22 protein-coding genes and 1 tRNA gene are annotated in these 21,275 nt (G+C 60.9%); all 23 read right to left on the bottom strand.

Annotation, left to right across the window (positions count from 1 at the left end; genetic code table 11):
* Positions 1-5 precede the first annotated feature (5 nt).
* The 23 genes from AC1RRC_RS21445 to AC1RRC_RS21335 all read right to left on the bottom strand — a co-directional run bounded on the left by AC1RRC_RS21445 (position 6) and on the right by AC1RRC_RS21335 (position 21,262).
* Positions 6-1,505: an NADH-quinone oxidoreductase subunit M gene (locus tag AC1RRC_RS21445; RefSeq protein ID WP_493057553.1), complete on the bottom strand. Its 1,500-nt coding sequence runs from the start codon at positions 1,503-1,505 to the stop codon at positions 6-8.
* A 24-nt stretch (positions 1,506-1,529) separates the two neighbouring features.
* Positions 1,530-3,614, bottom strand: a complete 2,085-nt coding sequence (gene nuoL, locus AC1RRC_RS21440) for an NADH-quinone oxidoreductase subunit L (RefSeq protein ID WP_493057552.1) — start codon at positions 3,612-3,614, stop codon at positions 1,530-1,532.
* Positions 3,615-3,655: 41 nt separating this feature from the next.
* Positions 3,656-3,964, bottom strand: coding sequence for an NADH-quinone oxidoreductase subunit NuoK (nuoK, locus tag AC1RRC_RS21435; protein ID WP_154380960.1), 309 nt, complete (start codon positions 3,962-3,964; stop codon positions 3,656-3,658).
* Entirely contained in the window at positions 3,961-4,584 is a 624-nt protein-coding gene (locus AC1RRC_RS21430; protein ID WP_493057551.1) for an NADH-quinone oxidoreductase subunit J, read from the bottom strand. Before AC1RRC_RS21430 ends, nuoK begins: the two co-directional genes overlap by 4 nt.
* 26 nt (positions 4,585-4,610) lie before the next feature.
* Positions 4,611-5,099 (bottom strand): NADH-quinone oxidoreductase subunit NuoI, encoded by a 489-nt coding sequence (nuoI, locus tag AC1RRC_RS21425; RefSeq protein ID WP_155438597.1) that lies wholly within the window; start codon positions 5,097-5,099, stop codon positions 4,611-4,613.
* An 11-nt stretch (positions 5,100-5,110) separates the two neighbouring features.
* Positions 5,111-6,193 carry an NADH-quinone oxidoreductase subunit NuoH gene (gene nuoH / locus AC1RRC_RS21420; protein WP_493057549.1) on the bottom strand — a complete coding sequence of 361 codons (1,083 nt, stop codon included), beginning with the start codon at positions 6,191-6,193 and terminating at the stop codon, positions 5,111-5,113.
* Positions 6,193-8,520 (bottom strand): NADH-quinone oxidoreductase subunit NuoG, encoded by a 2,328-nt coding sequence (gene nuoG / locus AC1RRC_RS21415; protein ID WP_493057548.1) that lies wholly within the window; start codon positions 8,518-8,520, stop codon positions 6,193-6,195. The genes nuoH and nuoG overlap by 1 nt, the downstream gene beginning before the upstream one ends.
* 16 nt (positions 8,521-8,536) lie before the next feature.
* A complete protein-coding gene (gene nuoF / locus AC1RRC_RS21410; protein WP_493057547.1) occupies positions 8,537-9,832 on the bottom strand; it encodes an NADH-quinone oxidoreductase subunit NuoF in 1,296 nt (431 codons plus the stop codon).
* Entirely contained in the window at positions 9,829-10,308 is a 480-nt protein-coding gene (gene nuoE, locus AC1RRC_RS21405) for an NADH-quinone oxidoreductase subunit NuoE (RefSeq protein WP_493057546.1), read from the bottom strand. The genes nuoF and nuoE overlap by 4 nt, the downstream gene beginning before the upstream one ends.
* 18 nt (positions 10,309-10,326) lie before the next feature.
* Complete coding sequence (locus AC1RRC_RS21400) at positions 10,327-11,580, bottom strand: NADH-quinone oxidoreductase subunit D (RefSeq protein WP_493057545.1); 1,254 nt, start codon at positions 11,578-11,580, stop codon at positions 10,327-10,329.
* Between the two features lie 3 nt (positions 11,581-11,583).
* On the bottom strand, positions 11,584-12,174 hold the full coding sequence (locus AC1RRC_RS21395; RefSeq protein WP_493057544.1) for an NADH-quinone oxidoreductase subunit C: 591 nt from the start codon (positions 12,172-12,174) through the stop codon (positions 11,584-11,586).
* Positions 12,175-12,192: 18 nt separating this feature from the next.
* Positions 12,193-12,669: a NuoB/complex I 20 kDa subunit family protein gene (locus AC1RRC_RS21390; RefSeq protein WP_155438590.1), complete on the bottom strand. Its 477-nt coding sequence runs from the start codon at positions 12,667-12,669 to the stop codon at positions 12,193-12,195.
* A gap of 3 nt (positions 12,670-12,672) precedes the next feature.
* Positions 12,673-13,032: an NADH-quinone oxidoreductase subunit A gene (locus tag AC1RRC_RS21385; protein WP_493057691.1), complete on the bottom strand. Its 360-nt coding sequence runs from the start codon at positions 13,030-13,032 to the stop codon at positions 12,673-12,675.
* A gap of 276 nt (positions 13,033-13,308) precedes the next feature.
* A tRNA-Leu gene (locus AC1RRC_RS21380) sits at positions 13,309-13,393 on the bottom strand.
* 105 nt (positions 13,394-13,498) lie between these two features.
* Positions 13,499-13,957, bottom strand: coding sequence for a preprotein translocase subunit SecG (gene secG / locus AC1RRC_RS21375; RefSeq protein ID WP_493057543.1), 459 nt, complete (start codon positions 13,955-13,957; stop codon positions 13,499-13,501).
* Between the two features lie 20 nt (positions 13,958-13,977).
* The gene (gene tpiA, locus AC1RRC_RS21370; RefSeq protein WP_493057542.1) at positions 13,978-14,736 is read right to left on the bottom strand and encodes a triose-phosphate isomerase; all 759 of its coding nucleotides are present in this window, start codon (positions 14,734-14,736) and stop codon (positions 13,978-13,980) included.
* Between the two features lie 94 nt (positions 14,737-14,830).
* Complete coding sequence (locus AC1RRC_RS21365; protein ID WP_493057541.1) at positions 14,831-15,811, bottom strand: NAD(P)H-quinone oxidoreductase; 981 nt, start codon at positions 15,809-15,811, stop codon at positions 14,831-14,833.
* A gap of 154 nt (positions 15,812-15,965) precedes the next feature.
* Positions 15,966-16,586 (bottom strand): tetratricopeptide repeat protein, encoded by a 621-nt coding sequence (locus AC1RRC_RS21360; protein ID WP_493057540.1) that lies wholly within the window; start codon positions 16,584-16,586, stop codon positions 15,966-15,968.
* Between the two features lie 36 nt (positions 16,587-16,622).
* Positions 16,623-17,390 (bottom strand): GIN domain-containing protein, encoded by a 768-nt coding sequence (locus AC1RRC_RS21355; RefSeq protein WP_493057539.1) that lies wholly within the window; start codon positions 17,388-17,390, stop codon positions 16,623-16,625.
* Between the two features lie 27 nt (positions 17,391-17,417).
* The gene (locus AC1RRC_RS21350; RefSeq protein ID WP_493057538.1) at positions 17,418-17,633 is read right to left on the bottom strand and encodes a hypothetical protein; all 216 of its coding nucleotides are present in this window, start codon (positions 17,631-17,633) and stop codon (positions 17,418-17,420) included.
* A gap of 132 nt (positions 17,634-17,765) precedes the next feature.
* Positions 17,766-18,821, bottom strand: a complete 1,056-nt coding sequence (locus AC1RRC_RS21345) for a serine endopeptidase (protein ID WP_493057537.1) — start codon at positions 18,819-18,821, stop codon at positions 17,766-17,768.
* Between the two features lie 190 nt (positions 18,822-19,011).
* Positions 19,012-20,559: an ATP-binding protein gene (locus AC1RRC_RS21340; RefSeq protein WP_493057536.1), complete on the bottom strand. Its 1,548-nt coding sequence runs from the start codon at positions 20,557-20,559 to the stop codon at positions 19,012-19,014.
* The gene (locus tag AC1RRC_RS21335; protein WP_493057534.1) at positions 20,552-21,262 is read right to left on the bottom strand and encodes a response regulator; all 711 of its coding nucleotides are present in this window, start codon (positions 21,260-21,262) and stop codon (positions 20,552-20,554) included. The genes AC1RRC_RS21340 and AC1RRC_RS21335 overlap by 8 nt, the downstream gene beginning before the upstream one ends.
* Positions 21,263-21,275 lie beyond the last annotated feature (13 nt).

Raw genomic sequence — 21,275 nt, 5'->3', positions numbered from 1 at the left:
TTTATTTAAGGCAGCTTGCTGATTGCGACGTGCTTCAGCAGGTCGGCCACCGAGGTTTGCATCGTGTCGGTGAACGGCGCTGGATACAGGCCCATCGCCAGCACCGCGATTGCCAGGATGCCCAGCATCAGGAATTCGCGGTTGTTGATGTCGGTCAGTTCCGCCACATGGTGGTTCGCCACTTTGCCGAAGATCACGCGCTTGGCCATCCACAGCGAATAGGCGGCGCCAAAGATCACGGCGGTCGCGGCGGCGATACCGGTCATGAAGTTGAATTGCACGGCGCCAATGATCACCATGAATTCACCCACGAAACCCGAGGTGGCCGGCAGGCCGCAGTTCGCCATCGAGAACAGGATGAAGAACGCTGCGAAACGCGGCATCTTGTTCACAACGCCACCGTAGTCGGCAATGTTGCGCGAGTGGGCGCGGTCATACAGCACGCCGATGCACAGGAACATCGCGCCGGAAATGAAACCGTGCGACACCATCTGCACGATGGCGCCCTGCACTGCCATGTCGTTGAACATGAAGAAGCCCAGGGTGACAAAACCCATGTGGGCGATCGACGAATACGCCACCAGTTTCTTCATGTCTTTCTGCACCAGGGCCACCAGGCCGATGTAGATCACGGCGATCAGCGACAGGCCGATGACGAACCAGGCCAGATCACGCGACGCGTCCGGCACGATCGGCAGCGAGAAACGCAGGAAGCCGTAGGCGCCCAGTTTCAGCATGATCGCGGCCAGCACGGCGGAACCGCCGGTTGGCGCTTCCACGTGGACGTCCGGCAACCAGGTGTGGACCGGGAACATCGGCACCTTGACGGCAAACGCCATGAAGAAGGCGAAGAAGATCAAAGTCTGCTCCGTCATCGACAGTTTCAACTGATGCCATGCCAGCACATCGAACGAACCCGACTTGTTGTACAGGTAAATGATCGCAACCAGGGTCAGCAGCGAGCCGAAGAACGTGTACAAGAAGAACTTGAACGCCGCGTACACGCGGTTCGCACCGCCCCAGACACCGATGATGATGTACATCGGGATCAGGGTCGCTTCAAAGAAGAAGTAGAACAGCAAGCCGTCCAGCGACGCGAACACGCCGATCATCAGGCCCGACAGGATCAGGAAGGCGCCCATGTACTGGGCCACGCGTTCCTGGATCACTTCCCAGGCGGAAATCACCACGATGATGGTGATGAAGGCCGTCAGTGGAATGAACCACAGCGACAGGCCGTCCACGCCCAGCGAGTACCAGATGTTGAAGCGTTCGATCCAGGCCGACTTTTCAGCGAACTGGATGCCGTGGTGGGCATTGTCGAAACGGGTGATCAGCGGCAGCGTCGGCAGCAGCGATACGATGGAACCGAGCAACGCCAGGACACGCACCATGCCGGCGCGCGAATCCCGGCCGATCGCCAGGATGATCAGGCCGAACAGTACCGGCAGCCAGATCGACAGGCTCAGGTAAGGAGTAGCACTTAATAATGTTGTTGACTGCATCTTATTCTCTTTGCGTGTCAGCGGTTAAGCTTGCCAAAACGGCAGGAAGTAGACCAGGAAACCGACGATACCCAGGATCATGACGAACGCGTAGTGGTAGATGTAACCGGTCTGCGCCAAGCGGGTCAGCGACGAGAACCAGCCCACCACTTTGGCGGAACCATTGACCACCAGGCCGTCGATCAGGGTACGGTCGCCGACATTCCACAGGCCGTTGCCCAGCAGGCGCGCGCCGCCGGCGAACACCACTTCATTGAACTTGTCCATGTAGTACTTGTTGTCCAGCAGCGTATGGATCGCTTTGAACTTGGCATAGAACCAGGCCGGTACTTTTGGATTGATCATGTAGCAGTAGTACGCCGTTGCCACGCCGGCAACAGCCAGCCACAGCGGCAGCGTAAACACCGAGTGCGTCACCATGCCCATCGCGCCACCATGGTGGTGGAACATCTCGGACAGCTTGGCCATCGCTTCGTGCTTCGCATCGACGAAGATCACGCCATCGAAGAACGAGCCATGCAGCATCGGTTCGATCGCGAAGTAGCCGATCAGCACCGACGGGATCGCCAGCATCACCAGCGGGAACCAGACCACGAATGGCGATTCATGCGGTTTTTCGCCAGGGCCCAGGCCATGGTGGCCGTGGTCGTCTTCCTCGTCATGGTGCGCGTCCGAATCATGCGCCGGGGCGGCATGCTTGTCATGCGCATGGTCATCATGGGCGTGGGCCTTGCCGAAGCGCTCTTCACCGTGGAACACCAGGAAGTACATGCGGAACGAGTAGAACGCGGTCACGAACACACCGGCCAGCACGGCGAAGTTGGCAAAGCCGGCGCCGGCGATATGGGTTTCGTGCACGGCTTCGATGATCGAATCTTTCGAGTAGAAGCCGGAGAACAGTGGCGTACCGATCAGGGCCAGCGAGCCCAGCAGCGAGGTGATCCACGTGATCGGCATGTACTTGCGCAGGCCGCCCATGTTGCGGATGTCCTGGTCGTGGTGCATGCCAATGATCACGGAACCGGCGCCCAGGAACAGCAGTGCCTTGAAGAACGCGTGGGTCATCAGGTGGAATACCGCTACCGAGTAGGCCGAAGCGCCCAGCGCCACGGTCATGTAGCCCAGCTGCGACAGGGTCGAGTAAGCGACCACGCGCTTGATGTCGTTCTGGATGATGCCCAGGAAGCCCATGAACAGCGCGGTAATCGAACCGATCACCAGCACGAACGACAGCGCGGTATCGGACAGTTCGAACAGCGGCGACATGCGCGACACCATAAAGATGCCCGCCGTAACCATCGTAGCCGCGTGAATCAGTGCGGAAATCGGGGTCGGGCCTTCCATCGAATCCGGCAGCCACACGTGCAGCGGGAATTGTGCGGATTTACCCATCGCGCCGATAAACAGGCAGATACAGGCGACGCTCAGCAGGCTCCAGTCGAACCACGCCAGGTGTTCCGTTGCCAGCACGTCTTTCAGTGCGAACACTTCCGAGTACTTCATGGTGCCGGTGTGCGCCACCAGCAGGCCGATGCCAAGGATGAAGCCGAAGTCACCCACGCGGTTGACCAGGAACGCCTTCATGTTGGCGACGATCGCGGTCGGACGGGTGTACCAGAAGCCGATCAGCAGGTACGACACCAGGCCCACTGCTTCCCAGCCGAAGAACAGCTGCAGGAAGTTGTTGGACATGACCAGCATCAGCATCGAGAACGTAAACAGCGAGATGTAGGAGAAGAAGCGGTTGTAGCCTTCGTCTTCCTGCATGTAGCCAATCGTATAGATGTGCACCATCAGCGACACGAATGTCACCACGCACATCATCATGGCCGACAGCGAATCGATCTGGAAGCCGACTTCCAGTTTCATGCCGGCGACCGTCATCCACGTATAGATGGTCTCGTTAAAAGTCGCGCCGCCAAGGACGTCCTTGAGCGTCAGGGCCGACAGCACGAACGAAATCAGCACGCCCAGGATGGTCGCGGAATGCGACACCTTGCGGCCGACCAGATTCCCGAAAAACCGGGTACCGAACAGACCGGCGACCGCGGAACCTGCCAGCGGCGCCAGTGCGACGGTTAGAAGGATGTTAGGGTTAAGCCCCGCCATGTTGAACCTTAATGTTTATTATTCGAAATTTTCGATCCCGGTCAGCCTTTGAGGCTGTCCAGGTCTTCCACATTGATGGTGTCCAGGTTACGGAACATCACCACCAGGATCGCAAGGCCGATCGCCGATTCAGCGGCGGCCACGGTCAGGATGAAGAAGACAAAGATCTGACCGGCCGCGTCGCCCAGGTAATGCGAGAAGGCGACGAAGTTCATGTTCACTGCCAGCAGCATCAGTTCGATGGCCATCAGCAGGACGATGATGTTTTTGCGGTTCAGGAAAATACCGACGATCGAGATTGCGAACAGGATCGCGCCCAGGACCAGGTAGTGAGCCAGCGATAAGGTCATGGGGCCTCCTTGGTTTCTGCCGGACGGTTATTGACTGCATCCATCTTCACGATGCGCAGGCGGTCGTTACGTTTCACGCGCACCGCGTCGGCCGGATCGAAGTACTTGATGTCCTTGCGCTTGCGCAGGGTCAGAGCCACGGCGGCGATGATCGCCACCAGCAGCACAGCCGCCGCGATTTCAAACGCGTAGATGTACTTGGTGTAAATCAGCAGGCCCAGCGCCTTGGTGGTGCCGATCATGCTGGCAGCTTCCGGCGCGGTCACGCCGTTGATGCCGAACGAACGCCACAGCACGGACGCCATTTCCAGCACGATCACGCCGCCCACCAGGCCGGCCATCGGCAGGTAACCCCAGAAGCCTTCGCGCAACTTGGCGTTGTTAATGTCCAGCATCATGACGACGAACAGGAACAGCACCATCACGGCGCCCACGTACACGAGGATCAGCACGATGGACAGGAATTCAGCTTTCAGCAGCATCCAGATGCCGCCAGCCTGGAAGAACGCCAGCACCAGGAACAGGGCAGCCTGTACCGGGTTGGGGGCGGTGATAACGCGCAGCGACGACAACACCAGGATGGTCGCGAACACGTAGAATAAAACGCTAGTAAAGTCCATATCTTCTTATCGATTCCCGGTTGCGATCAGCGGTACGCTGCATCCGTTTCACGGTTGGCGGCGATTTCCGCTTCATAGCGGTCACCCACGGCCAGCAGCATCTCTTTGGTGTAATACAGGTCGCCGCGCTTCTCGCCGTGGTATTCCAGCACGTGGGTTTCCACAATGGAGTCCACTGGGCACGATTCTTCGCAGAAGCCGCAGAAGATGCATTTGGTCAGGTCGATGTCATAGCGCGTGGTACGGCGCGAACCGTCGTCACGCTGCTCCGACTCGATCGTGATCGCCATGGCCGGGCACACCGCTTCGCACAGTTTGCAGGCGATGCAGCGCTCTTCGCCATTCGGATAGCGGCGCAGCGCGTGCAGGCCGCGGAAACGCGGCGAAATCGGCGTCTTCTCTTCCGGGTACTGCACGGTGATCTTGCGCGCGAACATGTACTTGCCCGTCAGGGCCATGCCTTTGATCAGTTCCGACAGCATCAGGCTGCCGAAGAAATCTTTAACTTTTTCCATAATCCGCTTCCTTACTTCCAAATATTCCAGGACGTCTGCATGACGCCGGCGACCAGCACCAGCCATACCAGGGTCAGAGGGATGAACACCTTCCAGCCCAGACGCATGATCTGGTCATAACGGTAGCGTGGGAAGGTACCGCGCACCCAGATGAAGATGGACACGATGCAGAAGGTCTTCACGAACAGCCAGAAGAAGCCGCCGAAACCACCGCCGATATCCAGAAATGCCACCGGTGCGGACCAGCCGCCCAGGAACATGATCGATGCCAGCACGCCGATCAGGATCATGTTGGCGTATTCGGCCAGCATGAACATCGCGTACGACATGCCCGAGTATTCCACCATGTGGCCGGCCACGATTTCCGACTCGCCTTCCACCACGTCGAACGGGTGGCGGTTGGTCTCGGCCAGGCCGGAGGTCAGGTAAATCACGAACAGCGGCAGCAGCGGCAGCCAGTTCCACGACAGGAAGTTCAAGCCCATCTCGGCCATCTGGCCTTTCTGTTGGCTGACCACGATGTCGATGAAGTTCAGCGAACCGGACACCATCAGGATCACCACCAGCACGAAGCCCAGCGGGATTTCATACGAAATCATCTGCGCCGATGCGCGCATCGCGCCCAGGAAGGAGTACTTCGAGTTCGACGACCAGCCGGCGATGATGATGCCGTACACCTCCATCGAGGTAATCGCCAGCAGCACCAGCATGCCGGCGTTGACGTTGGCCAGGATCGCTTCCGGACCGAACGGCACCACCGACCAGGCGGCCAGCGCCGGCATGATGGTCATGATCGGACCGATCACGAACAAGCCCTTGGCGGCCTTGGACGGCACCACGATTTCCTTCAGCAGCAGCTTGAGCGCGTCAGCGATCGGTTGCAGCAGGCCGGCGGGACCGACGCGGTTCGGGCCGATACGGATCTGGATCCAGCCGATCAGCTTACGTTCCCACAGGGTCAGGTAAGCAACCAGGCCCAGCAGCGGCATCATGACGCACAGCAGCTTGATCATGTTCCAGGCCAGCGGCCAGACCGGACCCAGCAATGCGGAGCCCTGGGTTTGAATAGTTGTTACGAACTCAGGCAACGCCATTACTTGGCCTCCTTGGCGATGGTGACTGGACCAAACATCGCGCCCAGAGCGGCGGTCGATGCGTGGGCGGCGGCAACGCGTACCACGTTGGCTGGCAGGCCGGCTTCGATCAGGGCTGGCAAGACAGCTGCGCCATTACCCTGTGAAACTTTCACCTTGTCGCCGGCAACGATGCCCAGCTTGTCCGCCAGTGCCTTCGACACGCGCACCGATGGCGCGGCGCCATCCGGCGTGGCCAGCAGCGGGCCGGAACGGCGCGCCAGGGCATCGGCGAAGTGGATCGGCACATCGGCCAGGCGTTCCAGCAACTGCTCACCGGAACCAAACTTGGCGGCCACGGGCGCGGCTTTCGCCACGTTGTTCAGCTTGGCCGACAGGTCGGTCACGCCGGCGCCGAACAGCTCGTCGCGGATGGCTTCCGAGGTATCGTAGTCGAAGCCCGACAGGCCCAGGATGTTGCCCAGTACGCGCAGCACTTTCCAGGCCGGGCGTGCGTTCGCAGCCGGTTTCACGGTGCCATTGAACGATTGCGCGCGGCCTTCGGCGTTGACGAAGGTGCCGGAGGTCTCAGCGAATGGCGCGATCGGCAACAGCACGTCGGCGAAATCAGCGCCATGCTTGAAGGCCGACATCACCACCACCATCTCGGCGCCTTTGACGGCGGCGATGGCTTGCTGCGGGTTGGCCGCATCGAGTTCCGGTTCCACGTTCAACAGCACGTAGGCTTTCTTTGGCGCCGAGAACGCCGGTGCAGCTTGTTTGGCGTTCGCACCGACCAGGTAGCCGCCAACCGTGTTGGCCGCTTCCACCAGGTAGCCCAGCTTGGCGCCGGTCTGGTCGGCGATCCACTGCGCGGCAGCGTGCAATTGCGATGCCTGTGGGTGCGCCGCGGCGGCGTTACCCAGGAACACGGCTTTGCGCTCGCCACCCAGCAGGCTCGCTGCAATCGCCTTGGCCGCATCGGACGCTTCGATCCCGTCGAAGCCGGCAGGGGCTGCCACTTCTTTCGCGGCGGCCACGGCCACCACCACTTGCGACAGCGCGGCCAGCCATTCGGATGGCGCGGCGATCAGTTTATTCGCGGTGGTGATCAGGTTTTCTTCGTCCGCGCCATGCAGCACCGACAGCTTCGCGCCGGATTTGACGGCGGCGCGGATGCGGGTTGCCAGCAGCGGGTGGTCCTTGCGCAGGAAGGAACCAATGACGAACACGCGTTGCAGCGAGGTCACGTCATTGATCGGCATGCCCAGCCAAGGTTTCACCTGACCGTCGAGTGCGAAGTCGGTCTGGCGCAGACGGAAGTCCACGTTTTTCGAACCGACCGCGCGGGTCAGCTTTTGCAGCAGGTGCAGTTCTTCGACGGTCGAATGCGCGGTCGCATACGAGGCGATGCTATCTGCGCCGTGTTCGTGCTTAATGTTCTTCAGGCCGTGCGCCACGTATTCCAGCGCGGTCTGCCAGTCGACTTCTTTCCACTCGCCGCCCTGCTTCAGCATTGGCTGCGTCAGACGCTCGGCGCTGTCCAGCGCTTCGTACGAGAAGCGGTCCTTGTCGGAAATCCAGCATTCGTTGACCGCTTCGTTTTCCAGCGGCAGCACGCGCATGACCTTGCCGTTCTTGACCTGGACGATCAGGTTGGAACCCAGCGAGTCGTGCGGCGACACGGATTTGCGGCGCGACAGTTCCCACGAACGGGCGCTGTAGCGGAATGGCTTCGACGTCAGCGCGCCAACCGGGCACAGGTCGATCATGTTGCCGGACATTTCCGACGACACGGCTTCACCGACAAAGGTCGTGATTTCCGAGTGTTCGCCGCGGCCGATCATGCCCAGTTCCATCACGCCGGCCACTTCCTGGCCAAAGCGTACGCAACGGGTGCACTGGATGCAGCGCGACATTTCTTCCATCGATACCAGCGGGCCGGCCTGCTTCGGCGTCACCACGCGCTTTTCTTCTTCGTAGCGCGAGGAGTTCTTGCCGTAACCGACGGCCAGGTCTTGCAGCTGGCATTCGCCGCCCTGGTCGCAGATTGGGCAATCCAGCGGGTGGTTAATCAACAGGAATTCCATGACGGACTTCTGTGCGTGCACCGCTTTTTCGCTGGCGGAGCGCACAACCATACCGGCCGACACGGGCGTGGCGCAAGCGGGCAAAGGCTTCGGCGCCTTTTCCACTTCGACCAGGCACATGCGGCAGTTCGCTGCGATCGACAATTTCTTGTGATAGCAGAAGTGCGGAATGTAGGTACCCAGTTTGTTGGCAGCGTCCATCACCATGCTACCAGCAGGGACTTCGACTTTCTTGCCGTCTATTTCGATTTCAACCATGGTGAGTTACGCAGGCTTAGAGGTAAGTAGGCACCAAGCAATGCTTGTGCTCGACGTGATATTCAAATTCTTCGCGGAACTGCTTGACGAAGGCGCGCACCGGCATAGCGGCAGCGTCGCCCAGCGCGCAGATCGTGCGGCCCTGGATGTTGTCGGCGATGGAGTTCAGCATGTCCAGATCCGACGGACGGCCCTGGCCGTGCTCGATGCGGTGGACCATGCGGTACATCCAGCCGGTACCTTCACGGCACGGGGTGCACTGGCCGCACGACTCTTCAAAGTAGAAGTACGCCAGGCGTTCCAGCGCCTTGACCATGCAGCGGGTCTCGTCCATGACGATGATCGCGCCCGAACCCAGCATCGAACCGGACTTGGCGATCGAATCGTAGTCCAGGTCGGTGTTCATCATCAGTTCGCCACGCACCACCGGCGCCGACGAACCGCCGGGAATCACGGCCTTGATCTTTTTACCGCCGCGCATGCCGCCGGCCAGTTCCAGGAACTTCGCGAATGGCGTGCCCAGTGGAACTTCGTAGTTGCCTGGACGCTCGACGTCGCCCGAGATCGAGAAGATCTTGGTGCCGCCGTTGTTCGGCTTGCCCATCGCCAGGTAGTTTTCCGCGCCCATGTTCAAGATGAACGGGACAGCGGCAAACGTTTCCGTGTTGTTGATGGTGGTCGGCTTGCCATACAGGCCGAACGAGGCCGGGAATGGCGGCTTGAAGCGCGGCTGGCCTTTTTTGCCTTCCAGCGATTCCAGCAGCGCGGTTTCTTCACCGCAGATGTAAGCGCCGTAGCCATGGTGCGCATGCAGCTGGAAGCTGAAGTCGCTGCCCATGATCTTGTCGCCCAGGAAGCCCGCCGCGCGCGCTTCTTCCAGCGCTTCTTCAAAGCGCAGGTATTCCTGGAAGATTTCGCCGTGGATGTAGTTGTAGCCCACGGTGATGCCCATCGCGTACGCGCCGATGGCCATGCCTTCGATCAGTGCGTGCGGGTTGTAGCGGATGATGTCGCGGTCCTTGAAAGTGCCCGGCTCGCCCTCATCTGTATTGCAGACGAGGTACTTTTGACCAGGGAACTGACGCGGCATGAAGCTCCACTTCAATCCGGTAGGGAAACCAGCGCCGCCGCGGCCGCGCAGGCCCGACGTTTTCAGGTCGGCGATGATGGCTTCCGGCGTGATTTTTTCTTCGATGATGCGGCGCAGCGCCGAATAGCCGCCACGTTTCACGTAGTCGGCCAGGTGCCAGTTATCGCCGGTCAAATCCTTCAGGATCAGCGGCTGGATGTGACGGTCGTGCAGACAGGTCATTTCTTCAATTCCTCCACCAGGGCGTCGATCTTGTCGTTGCTCATGAACGAGCACATGCGGTGGTTATTCACCAGCATCACCGGTGCGTCGCCGCACGCGCCCATGCACTCGCCTTCCATCAGCGTGAATTCGCCGTCGGCAGTGGTGTCGCGGTAGTCGATACCCAGTTTCTGTTTCAGGTGATGCGCGGCGCGTTCGCCGCCGGACAACGCGCATGGCAGGTTGGTGCACACGGTGATCTTGTGTTTGCCGACCGGCTTCAGGTTGTACATGTTGTAGAAGGTGGCGACTTCCTGCACGGCGATGGCCGGCATGCCGATATAGTCGGCCAGTTCCTTCATGACTTCAGGGGAAACCCAGCCCAGTTCAACCTGGGCATGAGCCAGCGAGGCCATCACGGCCGACTGGCGCTGGTCGGCCGGATACTTGGCCAACTCGCGGTCGATTTTTTTATAGCACTGCTCAGATAACAACATTCTTTTTGCCTCTCGGACTTAGCGATCGATAGAGCCGAACACGATGTCTTGTGTACCAATGATGGTCACGGCATCGGCAATCATGTGGCCTCGCGCCATTTCATCCAGCGACGCCAGGTGGGCGTAGTCGGGTGCGCGCAGCTTCATGCGGTACGGCTTATTCGCGCCGTCCGATATCAGGTAGACGCCGAATTCGCCCTTCGGATGTTCGACCGCACTGTATGCTTCGCCTGGTGGTACATGGAAGCCCTCGGTGAAGAGCTTGAAGTGGTGGATCAGCGATTCCATGTTGGTTTTCATGTCCAGACGCGACGGCGGCGCCACCTTGCGGTTGTCCGTGATCACCGGGCCTGGATTATTGCGTAGCCATTCGACGCACTGCTTGATGATGCGGTTCGACTGGCGCAATTCTTCGATACGCACCAGGTAACGGTCATAGCAGTCGCCGTTGGTGCCGATCGGAATGTCGAAGTCCATCAAGTCGTACACTTCATACGGCTGCTTCTTGCGCAAATCCCAGGCAATGCCCGAACCGCGCAGCATCGCGCCACTGAAGCCCATCGCCAGCGCATCTTCCGGGCTGACGACACCGATGCCGACGGTACGCTGCTTCCAGATACGGTTATCGGTCAGCAGGGTTTCGTATTCATCGACATAGGTCGGGAAACGGCGCGTGAAGTCTTCGATGAAGTCCAGCAGCGAACCCTGGCGGTTTTCGTTGAGTTCCTTGATGGTCTTGGCGGACTTGATTGGCGATTGCTTGTGCTGCGGCATCGCGTCCGGCAAGTCGCGATACACGCCGCCCGGGCGGTAGTACGCGGCGTGCATACGGGCGCCAGACACGGCTTCGTAGCAGTCGAACAAATCTTCGCGGTCGCGGAACGCGTACAGGAACGGGCCCATGGCGCCAACGTCCAGCGCGTGGGCGCCCAGCCACATCAGGTGGTTCAGGATACGGGTGATTTCATCGAACATCACGCGGATGTACTGTGCGCGCAGCGGCACTTCCAGGCCCAGCAGCTTTTCGATGGCCATCACGTACGCGTGCTCGTTGCACATCATCGACACGTAGTCGAGGCGGTCCATGTAAGGCACGGACTGCAGGTACGTTTTCTGTTCCGCCAGCTTTTCCGTGGCGCGGTGCAGCAGGCCGATATGCGGGTCGGCACGCTGGATCACCTCGCCGTCCAGTTCCAGCACCAGGCGCAGCACGCCGTGCGCGGCCGGGTGCTGCGGACCAAAGTTCAGGGTGTAATTCTTAATCTCAGCCATTATTTACTTCCCGTAGTTTTCTTCGCGGATCACGCGCGGCACGTTTTCGCGCGGATCGATGGTCACAGGCTGGTAGATGACGCGCTTCTGAGCTTCGTCGTAGCGCATTTCCACATAGCCCGATACCGGGAAGTCCTTGCGGAATGGGTGGCCCATGAAACCGTAGTCGGTCAGGATGCGGCGCAAGTCGTTGTGGCCTTCGAAGATGATGCCGTACATGTCGAACGCTTCACGCTCGAACCAGTTCGACACGCGCCACAGTGGCGTCACCGACGCCACCACCGGCAGCTCGTCGTCTTCGGCGAACACGCGCACGCGCACGCGCCAGTTGTGCTTGACCGACAGCAGGTGCGACACGGCCGCGAAACGCAGGCCGTCCCACGCGCCTTCGCCGTAGGTCGAATAGTCGACGCCGCACAGGTCGATCAGCTGATCGAAACCGAGTGCGGCGTTGTCACGCAGCGTCTGCATAACGTTGTAGTAATCGGCAGCCTTCACCACCAGGGTGACTTCGCCCAGCGCGACCGTCGTGGTAACACGCTCGCCCAGCGCGGCGGCCAGGGCGGATTGCAATACTTCCAGTTGTGTACTCATATTTTTTAAGCGCCCCGATTAGCGTGCGATCGTGTTGGTACGCTTGATCTTGTTCTGCAGTTGCAGGATGCCGTACAGCAGCGCTTCCGCGGTCGGCGGGCAGCCCGGCACGTAGACGTCGACCGGCACCACGCGGTCGCAGCCGCGCACCACCGAATACGAATAGTGGTAGTAGCCGCCGCCGTTCGCGCACGAACCCATGGAGATGACCCAGCGTGGCTCCGACATCTGGTCGTACACCTTGCGCAGGGCCGGCGCCATCTTGTTGCACAGCGTGCCGGCAACGATCATCACGTCGGACTGGCGCGGCGATGGGCGGAACACCACGCCAAAGCGGTCCAGGTCGTAACGGGCCGCGCCCGCATGCATCATTTCAACCGCGCAGCAGGCCAGGCCGAACGTCATCGGGAACATCGACCCGGTACGCGCCCAGTTGATCAGCTTGTCGGCTGTGGTGGTGATGAAACCTTCGTTTAATACGCCTTCAATAGCCATGGCTTATTCCCAATCAAGGGCACCTTTCTTCCAGATATACCAAAAACCGACCACGAATTCAGCGATGAACACCATCATCGTGACGAAACCTTGCCAGCCCAGTTCGCGCATCGAGACGCCCCATGGGAAGAAGAATGCCGTTTCCAGGTCGAACAGAATAAACAGGATCGCGACGAGGTAGTAACGCACGTCGAATTTCATGCGCGCATCTTCGAACGCTTCGAAGCCGCACTCGTAGGGGGACAGTTTTGCCGTATCAGGCTTGTGCGGGCCGAGCAGACGGCCCAGGACCTGCGGAACTACGCCGACACCAATGCCGACGAGAAGGAACAGGAGGACGGGGAAGTAATTTTCGAGGTTCACGGTGGTTGAGCTTAATGTTGAACGTTCGGTTGAGATGACACCGCGGTCACACCGCGGCGTGAGCGCCTGCCCCATACGGAACACAGCGTCGTTGCGGCCTCTCACCGTGCAGCGCACTGGCTTCGTTGCCACGCCTGACTACGTTCAGTATGAAACAAGCTCTGCCGCCCCCTCCCAGCCAGCGTTAAGCTGGGCCAGAGCTAAACATCCTCGTAAAAAAACCAGCGGTTGGTCAGGGCTTACAACCCAGGCCTCCTTGCTGGCTTTTTCTAATTATGGTGCCGACGACGAGACTCGAACTCGTACAGCTTGCGCCACTACCCCCTCAAGATAGCGTGTCTACCAATTTCACCACGTCGGCATTAAGGCCGCTATTCTAATCGAATTCAGCGCCTTTGTTAATGCGTATTGCGCTTAAACAAGAAGAAAATCGAACAAACTTGACTAAAATTATCTAGTACTCGGATTACTTCTGCTGGGCCGGCGCCGAAGCAGGCGCAGCTGGAGCGGACGCGGCCGGTGCAGCAGCAGGCGCGGCAGCGGCAGGAACACCAGCAGCGGCCGGTGCACCATCCACAGGAGCGGCAGGCGCCGCGCCAGGAATCGCGTCAGCGCCCTTCACTGGCGCCGGTGCGGCCGGCGCTGCCTTGTAGTTCTCCAACACGCCGCCACCGGTGCTGCTGGAGCGGTGCGTTGCCATCGATGCCAGCGCCAGGGTCGCGCCGAAGAAAATCGCGGCGGCAAAGGCGGTGGATTTGGACATGAAGTTCGACGAACCGCTGGCGCCAAACAGGCTGCCCGATGCACCGGAACCAAAAGCCGCGCCCATGTCGGCGCCTTTACCATGCTGCAGCAACACCAGGCCAATAATGGCCAGCGCCGACAAAACCTGCACAATGACGATCACGTTATAAAAAGCGTTCATTTATTTCTATTCCAGTTGAATTAATCTGCCGCGTAAATAATGCCAAGGAAGTCCGCCGACTTCAGTGCCGCGCCGCCAATCAGGCCGCCATCAATATCCGGCTGCGCCATCAATTCCTTGGCGTTGTCCGGTTTCATGCTGCCGCCGTACAGGATTTGCATGCCTTGCGCGATCTCGGCACTGCGGCCGGCCAGTTGCTTGCGCAGTTCCGCGTGCACTTCCTGCGCCATGGCCGGCGTGGCGGTCTTGCCGGTGCCGATGGCCCATACCGGCTCGTACGCCAGCACGATTTTCGCCAGCGACGCCGCATCCAGCACGTCCATCACCGCTTGCAATTGCGCGCACACGATGACATTGGTCTGGCCGGCTTCGCGCTGCTCCAGCGTTTCACCAACACACACCACCGGGGTCAGGCCGGCATTGACTGCCGCCAGCGCCTTTTGCGCCACCAGCTCATTCGATTCGCCGTGATACGCGCGGCGCTCCGAGTGACCGACGATGGCGTAGCGGCAGCCGAAGTCGTTCAACATCGAGGCCGCCACTTCGCCGGTGTAAGCGCCAGCCGCGTAGGCCGACACATCTTGCGAACCCCAGGCTACCGGCGAACCGGCCAGCACTTGCTGGCACTGGGCCAGGTAAGGCGCCGGGGCGCAAACCGCAGTATCCGCTTGTTGGGCCGATTTCGCGGCCAAGCCGGCAGTAATGCCTGACAACAGCGTGTTGATGCTGTCGCGGCTGCCATTCATCTTCCAATTGCCGATTACAAGTTTGCGTCGCATAGTAGCCTAAAATTCAATAACCCGTTATTTTAGCGCGAGGCGTTAATCGGGGTCAAAGAATACCGCAGTTTACCGTTGCCTAGGGTGAGATTACTTAACTTACCTGCAACATGATCTTGCCGATGTGGGTGCTGCTTTCCATCAGTGCATGGGCCTGGGCCGCCTGCTCCAGCGGGAAGGTCTGGAAAATCACGGGCTTGATCGTCCCCTGGGCCAGCAGCGGCCAGACTTTGGCCTGCAATTGCGCGGCGATGCGGCCCTTGAATTCCGCCGAACGGGGACGCAGCGTGGACCCCGTGACCGTCAGGCGGCGGCGCAGTACCTGGCCCATGTCCAGGGTGCCCTTGGCGCCGCCCAGCAGGGCAATGATGGCAATCCGGCCATCGTCGGCCAGGCAGCTGATTTCACGCGGCAGGTAATCGCCGCCCACCATGTCGAGGATCACGTCCACACCCTTCCCGCCCGTCAGCTCCTTGGTCACGGCCGAGAAGTCCTCGGTCTTGTAATTGATGCCGCGCTCCGCCCCCAGCCGTTCGCACTCGCGCGCCTTGTCGTCGCTGCCGGCGGTGGCGAAGACACGGTGGCCCAGCGCCACCGCCAGCTGGATCGCCGTGACGCCGATGCCGGACGTGCCGCCTTGCACCAGCAGCGTTTCACCGGCCGCCAGTTGCGCGCGGTCGAACACATTGCTCCACACGGTGAAAAAGGTTTCCGGCAACGACGCCGCTTCCAGTGCGCTGAGACCTTGCGGGACCGGCAGCACTTGCTGCACAGGGGCCGTGCAGTACTCGGCATAACCGCCGCCCTGCGCCAGCGCGCACACCAAATCGCCTTGTTTGAATGGAGTACCGGTCAAATCGCCGCCAACGATTTCCCCCGCCACTTCGAGGCCGGGAATGTCGGACGCGCCCGGTGGCGGCGCATAGCTGCCCAGGCGCTGGAACACATCGGGACGGTTGATGCCGGCGGCCCGCACCTTGATCAAGACTTCACCGGCTTTCGGCTCGGGGATGGGACGGTCGCACAGCCGCAGCACATCGGGTGCGCCGGGCTGGGTGATTTCGATAGCACGCATGGGGGGCCCTTTCGAAAGAAAGGGCGATTGTACGATAGCTGAATTGACGGTGCTGGATGGCTCGCCACGTGTCCGGATTCCGCACCGTCACTGCGCATGGCGGCTTGATGAAACCAAGCCGCCCTACGGAGTTTGCGTCGCGGGCCTGAGCGACTTAGCCTCCTCCCGTTCTCGAACTGCGCGGCAGCGGCGTGTTGAGCTTCCAGTTGGCCGACAGCGCCTGGCCTTCCTCGATCTGTTCCGCCGTCATCTTCTTGGCAATGGCGGCGCGCTGCTCGATCGCGTTGGCATTGCCCGCCGCCGCCGACAGGTTCCACAGCATGTAGGCCAGCACGTTATCCTGCGGCATGCCGCCGATGTGATACCGGTACATCAGCCCCAGCACCTGCTGCGCTTCCGCATGCCCCTGCTCCGCCGCCTTGCGGAACCAGGTGATGGCTTGCTTGTGATCCTGGATCACGGCATTGCCGGTGTAATACATGGCGCCCACCACGTATTGCGCATCGGCCTTGCCCTTTAACGCCGCCTTGCGGTGCCAGCTCATCGCTTGCTTGTAGTCCTGCTGCACGCCGCGGCCCATGTAATACATCAAGCCGAGCAAATGCTCGGCATCCGTATTGCCGGCGCGGGCCAGCGGTTCGATTTCCTTGTACGCAACCGTGTAATTGCGGTTGTTGTAGGCTGTCGCCCCTTCCGCAAAGCCGGCATAGGCGGGGCTTCCCAACGCCCCCCATGCCACGCCGGCCACGGCGATGATACGAAATAGTCTTTTCATTTTTTCAGTCGGTTGTCTCTTCCGGCTAATCTATTTTTATTTCCAGCGCACCTTGCCCAGGCCATCCACGCTGACACTGCGGTTCTGAGGCTGCCCGTACACGGTGACGGAACCCAGCCCGGACAGGCTCAGGGTGGCGTTTTGCTTCGCCGTCACAGTGGCGTTCCCGAGTCCACTCAAATCGATGTTCACGCTGTCGGCCTGGAATTGCTGCGCATTGAGTCCGCCCAGTCCGCCCAGGCTGGCTTTCAGGGTCTTGCTGCGCCCACCCAGGGTCACATAACCCGCCCCCTGCAAATCCAGTTCGATACTGTCGTTGTCCGACGCCCAGATATGCATGCTGCCCACGCCGCCCAGATTGGCGCGGATGTTGCGGTAGTCGCACGACACCTTCATGCTGCCCGCGCCATCGAGGGTCAACTGGATTTCGTCGCCGGAAAATCCGGACACTTCCGTCGTGCCCACGCCTTCCGACACCAGTTCACGCAGCGAAGGCAATACCAGTTCCGCCTTGATGGTGTTGCGGCCAAATTTGTAGCCATGCGATTCCGTATCCAGGTGCAAGGTATCGCCGGCCTGCACCGTCGAAATCTTGGCAACATTGCGTTTGTCGCCGGTCACGGTCAGCGATGGTGTATCGCCACGCCGCAGCTTCAGGTCGATCACGCCGTCGAGCTTGACGCGCACCACGCGCGCATCGATGACACGGGTTTCCGTGATGGTGTCATCGGCGGCGACGCTGGATCCGGCGAAAAAGCCAAAGACTGCCAGCAGCGCGCCGAAGCGGAAGGATTTCATCATCATGTCGGGGTCCTTTTAATTGCCGCCAGTTTAACCCGCGATCGCTGCCTTTTCCGCCGCCGTCAGGCGCTTGGCCGACACGATCACCACCGGCGTCTTGCCGGCAATGACGGTGGCCGAGGTGTACGCCGGCTGCTCCAGGGTTGGCGCAGGACGCGGCGTGCTGCGCGCCAGCGCTTCCGACGACAGGCCCAGCACCAGGGTGGCGGCCACGAAGATGATTTCCATGTTTTTAGCGATGTTCATTTTTATTCTCCCCTGATTGGTCAATTGGGCGAAAGCTGAAGCGTTTCGGTATGGTTGAACTATACCGAAACGCCCCTTGATCCAGATCAGGATTGCGATGAACTGCAAAAAACAGGGACCAGACGTCAATTTTTAGCGGATTTCGCTGTTTTCAGGGCTGGCCTGCGTGCCGCAAGCATGGCAGAACCGGCTGAACGCACTCTTGCGGGCCTGGCACGCCCCGCAGTGGTTGAACAGCCCGATACCGCAATGGGGACAAAAATCGCGCGACGGGTCCTTCAGGTCGGCTGGACGTTCGCAGCCGGGACAAACCCCTTTATCCAGCCGCGCCAGCGCCACGTCATAGGACAGGGTCTGGCGGCGCTGGCTGTCCGGCAGCGCTTCGGCCGCCTTTTGTTTTTCCAGGTAGCGTTGCAGGGAAACGATGGCCTGGCGCCCCACCAGCACCGTCAGCAAAATGCCAACGATATAACGGACATAGCCGCCATAGCTGGGCAGGTACGGCACCAGCTCGACAAAGAACGCAAACGCGGCAAAGTAAATAAAGCCCCACACGAAGGGCCAGTACTGGCTCTTGCGGTGTTTCCTGAACAGCCAGATCGCCGCCACCAGCAGCGGCAAGGTCAACAACAGGCGGTAGCCGAATACGCGCAACTCTTGCGCCCGCAGCGCGGACTGGTAGGCGCCCTGCGCCGACTCGGCCAGCGCATCCCATTCGTGCTGGGCGCGGTCCTTGCCTTGCGAGGCATCGAGGTAAGCCTGCTCCTGCGCCTCCACCACGGACAGCGCCTTGCGCTCTTCCGCCTTCAGCGCATCGAGCTCCCGGGTGCGTTTGATGAGTTCCGGATCCTGTTCCGGCTTGGCTGTCGCATGGCGCGTGGCCAGCCAGTTGTCGAAGGTTTCGCGGGCCGACTGGGTATTGGCTTGCGCCACCTGGTGCTGCTGCCGCGCCTGTTCCAGCGCCTTGCTGGCGGCGGACTGCTTGGCTTCCTCCTGCTTCAGCGCGGCCCGTACCACCGGCGTGCGCTGCGGGTCCATGAATTGTTCCAGCACCAGCGCCTGCTCGACCGTGCCCAGGTTATCGACGATCTGGCCGCCCAGCCCGATCAAAAACCCGGCAAACGCGAACGCGACCAGCCACAGGCCGCGCTGGAACCATTTTTCTGACAGGCGCAGGGCTTTGCTCATGAGGTATCTCCGCAGAAAGTTATCTGCATGATAATACAATGACAGGCCTCAACGCGGGCAGAAATTACCGGTGTCATTCCGTAGGGGGGATTTGCGCAGCAAAGCCACCATGCATGCACCGCCACGAACACCGGCGATTATGGCGGCGCACGCAATGGCGGCTTCCGCGATGCGGAAACCGCCCTACAGTTTATGCGCCGCGCTCAGGATTGAATGCCCCGCCCGGCAAACTGATGGTGGCCATAAAACCGCCGCCGGGCGCATTGGCCAGCGCCAGCTCCCCGCCATGCGCCTGCACGATGCCGCGCGCAATGCCCAGACCCAGCCCCATGCCACCGGCATTCTGGCTGCGGCCGTGTTCCAGCCGCACATACGGTTCGCACAGCTCGGCCAGCGCCTCGTCCGGCACACCGGGACCGTGGTCGCGTACCGTGATTTCAATATTGCCGTTGTGCTCGCGCACCGCCAGTTCCACCTGCACGCCGTAATGCAGCGCGTTGTTCAGCAAATTGCCGATCGCGCGTTTCAGCGCCAGCGGTTTCGCCGTCACCGTCAGGCCGGAGGCCGCGAAGATGACTTCATGCCCCGCCAGCTGCGCATCGCGCACCATGCGTTCGAGCAGCGCGTCGAGCCGCACTTCGGTCGGGTTTTCATGGATATCGCTGTCCTTGACGGTTTGCAGCGCGCCTTTGACCATCATGTCCAGTTCATCGAGGTCGTCATGAAATTCCGCCTGCATGGCTTCATCGTCCAGCAATTCCGTGCGCAGTTTCAGCCGCATGATGGGCGTGCGCAAATCGTGCGAGATCGACACGAACAGCTTTTCACGGTCGTCGATATAGCGCCCGATACGCTGGCGCATCGCATCGAACGCGCGCGCCGTGTTGATGAATTCACGCGATCCCGTTTCCGGCAGCGCCGGCGGCTTTTCGCCCTGGCCGAACGCGGTGGCCGCGTCCGACAGCGCCGCCAGCGGCCGCGTGATCCAGCGTACCACCAGGATCGACAGCAGCAGCACGGCCGCCAGCGACAGCGCCTGCAACAGCAGGCGGTCGTGCGTCAGCGGATTGCCCGTTTCCAGGAAATACGGGTTCGGCATCAGCGCGGCCAGGTACAGCCAGTGGCCCGGGTCCATTTCCGCCTGGATCAGCAGCACCGGCGCGGGCCGCGTCAGCAGCACTTGCTGGGTCCACGCTTCCGGCAAGTCCGCCAGCAGCGCGCCATCGTCGTCGACCGGCAACCGGTCCGGCATGACAAACACCATGCGCAGGTTCGGCGTATTCGGCAAGCCTTCCTGCAAGGTGGCGCGCAACTGTTTTAACGCCGCATCGGCCAGTTCCTGCCCGGTGATGGCGTGCACGTCCAGCGGCTTGCGGTTGATGGTGGCAAAAAAGCGCGTGCCGCCCATTTCACGGAATTGCTGGATGATCAAAGGCCGGTAATTCGGCGGCAAGCTGAGGAAAAACCGCACGGCGCTGGCCGCGCTGCGGCCCACGTGCTGCGACGCCGTCGCCACCTCCGACAACGCTTCCGCGCGGCGCTGCGCGGCCCAGATAAAGTTGCCCGCCAGTTGCGTCAACAGCACCCCGATCACCATCACCAGGGTCAGCCGGCCCAGCAGCGACTGCGGCAACCAGCGGTTCAGCCAGCGCTGCCAGCGCGACAGGCTGCGCGCCGCCTCGGCAACCGGCGCCGGCCCGGGGCCGCGATGGTGTTCGCGGTGGTGTGCATTATGCATTGGACGCAGTCACATCCGCGGAAAACACATAGCCGGCCCCGCGCACCGTCTTGATCAGCAGCGGATTCTTGCCGCCGTCATTGAGGCGCAGCCGCAGGCGCGAAATCTGCACATCGAGGAAGCGGTCGAGCGGACCGGAATCGCGGCCGCGCGTGCCTTCGCACAGCGCGCTGCGGTCCAGGATATCGCCCGCATGTTCGACGAAATACTTCAGCAGCTGGAAGTCCAGTCCCGTCAGCGGCACCAGCGCGCCGTTGGCGTCCGTCACCGTGCGCGCCACCGTGTCCAGCGTGAAGCCGACAAAGCGGAAATAGCGCGGCGCGCTGGCGCTGTCCATGCCGGTGCGGCGGTGAATGGCCTTGATGCGGGCCAGCAGTTCGCGCGGGCTGTAGGGCTTCGACACATAATCGTCCGCCCCCAGTTCCAGCCCGACCACGCGGTCGGTTTCATCGGACGACGCGGTCAGCATGATGATCGGCACGTTCGAGCGGTGCCGCACGGTTTTGCACAGCACAAAGCCATCCGTGTCCGGCAACATCACGTCGAGGATCACCAGCGACAGTTCATCGGCATGGCGGTGGAATTCAGCGAGGAACGATTCGCCGTTGTGGGACAGGTAGACTTCGTACTGGTTCTTTTCCAGGTACGTCTTCAACAGGGTCCGCGTTTTCTGGTCGTCGTCGACGATAAGGATTTTACGCATGGTGCGGCTCGGT

Source organism: Pseudoduganella sp. GW821-FHT12E03 (genome assembly GCF_058807115.1).
This window is presented reverse-complemented; position numbering and strand designations above follow the sequence as displayed.

Coding starts and splice junctions, on each gene's coding strand:
- AC1RRC_RS21390 (WP_155438590.1), bottom strand. CDS start 12,669: ATGGCTATTGAAGGCGTATTAAACGAAGGTTTCATCACCACCACAGCC.
- nuoH (WP_493057549.1), bottom strand. CDS start 6,193: ATGGCGTTGCCTGAGTTCGTAACAACTATTCAAACCCAGGGCTCCGCA.
- tpiA (WP_493057542.1), bottom strand. CDS start 14,736: ATGCGACGCAAACTTGTAATCGGCAATTGGAAGATGAATGGCAGCCGC.
- secG (WP_493057543.1), bottom strand. CDS start 13,957: ATGAACGCTTTTTATAACGTGATCGTCATTGTGCAGGTTTTGTCGGCG.
- AC1RRC_RS21400 (WP_493057545.1), bottom strand. CDS start 11,580: ATGGCTGAGATTAAGAATTACACCCTGAACTTTGGTCCGCAGCACCCG.
- nuoK (WP_154380960.1), bottom strand. CDS start 3,964: ATGACCTTATCGCTGGCTCACTACCTGGTCCTGGGCGCGATCCTGTTC.
- AC1RRC_RS21430 (WP_493057551.1), bottom strand. CDS start 4,584: ATGGACTTTACTAGCGTTTTATTCTACGTGTTCGCGACCATCCTGGTG.
- AC1RRC_RS21345 (WP_493057537.1), bottom strand. CDS start 18,821: ATGAGCAAAGCCCTGCGCCTGTCAGAAAAATGGTTCCAGCGCGGCCTG.
- AC1RRC_RS21365 (WP_493057541.1), bottom strand. CDS start 15,811: ATGCGTGCTATCGAAATCACCCAGCCCGGCGCACCCGATGTGCTGCGG.
- AC1RRC_RS21355 (WP_493057539.1), bottom strand. CDS start 17,390: ATGATGATGAAATCCTTCCGCTTCGGCGCGCTGCTGGCAGTCTTTGGC.
- nuoF (WP_493057547.1), bottom strand. CDS start 9,832: ATGACCTGTCTGCACGACCGTCACATCCAGCCGCTGATCCTGAAGGAT.
- nuoE (WP_493057546.1), bottom strand. CDS start 10,308: ATGTTGTTATCTGAGCAGTGCTATAAAAAAATCGACCGCGAGTTGGCC.
- nuoI (WP_155438597.1), bottom strand. CDS start 5,099: ATGGAAAAAGTTAAAGATTTCTTCGGCAGCCTGATGCTGTCGGAACTG.
- AC1RRC_RS21335 (WP_493057534.1), bottom strand. CDS start 21,262: ATGCGTAAAATCCTTATCGTCGACGACGACCAGAAAACGCGGACCCTG.
- AC1RRC_RS21395 (WP_493057544.1), bottom strand. CDS start 12,174: ATGAGTACACAACTGGAAGTATTGCAATCCGCCCTGGCCGCCGCGCTG.
- AC1RRC_RS21445 (WP_493057553.1), bottom strand. CDS start 1,505: ATGCAGTCAACAACATTATTAAGTGCTACTCCTTACCTGAGCCTGTCG.
- nuoL (WP_493057552.1), bottom strand. CDS start 3,614: ATGGCGGGGCTTAACCCTAACATCCTTCTAACCGTCGCACTGGCGCCG.
- AC1RRC_RS21340 (WP_493057536.1), bottom strand. CDS start 20,559: ATGCATAATGCACACCACCGCGAACACCATCGCGGCCCCGGGCCGGCG.
- AC1RRC_RS21360 (WP_493057540.1), bottom strand. CDS start 16,586: ATGAAAAGACTATTTCGTATCATCGCCGTGGCCGGCGTGGCATGGGGG.
- nuoG (WP_493057548.1), bottom strand. CDS start 8,520: ATGGTTGAAATCGAAATAGACGGCAAGAAAGTCGAAGTCCCTGCTGGT.
- AC1RRC_RS21350 (WP_493057538.1), bottom strand. CDS start 17,633: ATGAACATCGCTAAAAACATGGAAATCATCTTCGTGGCCGCCACCCTG.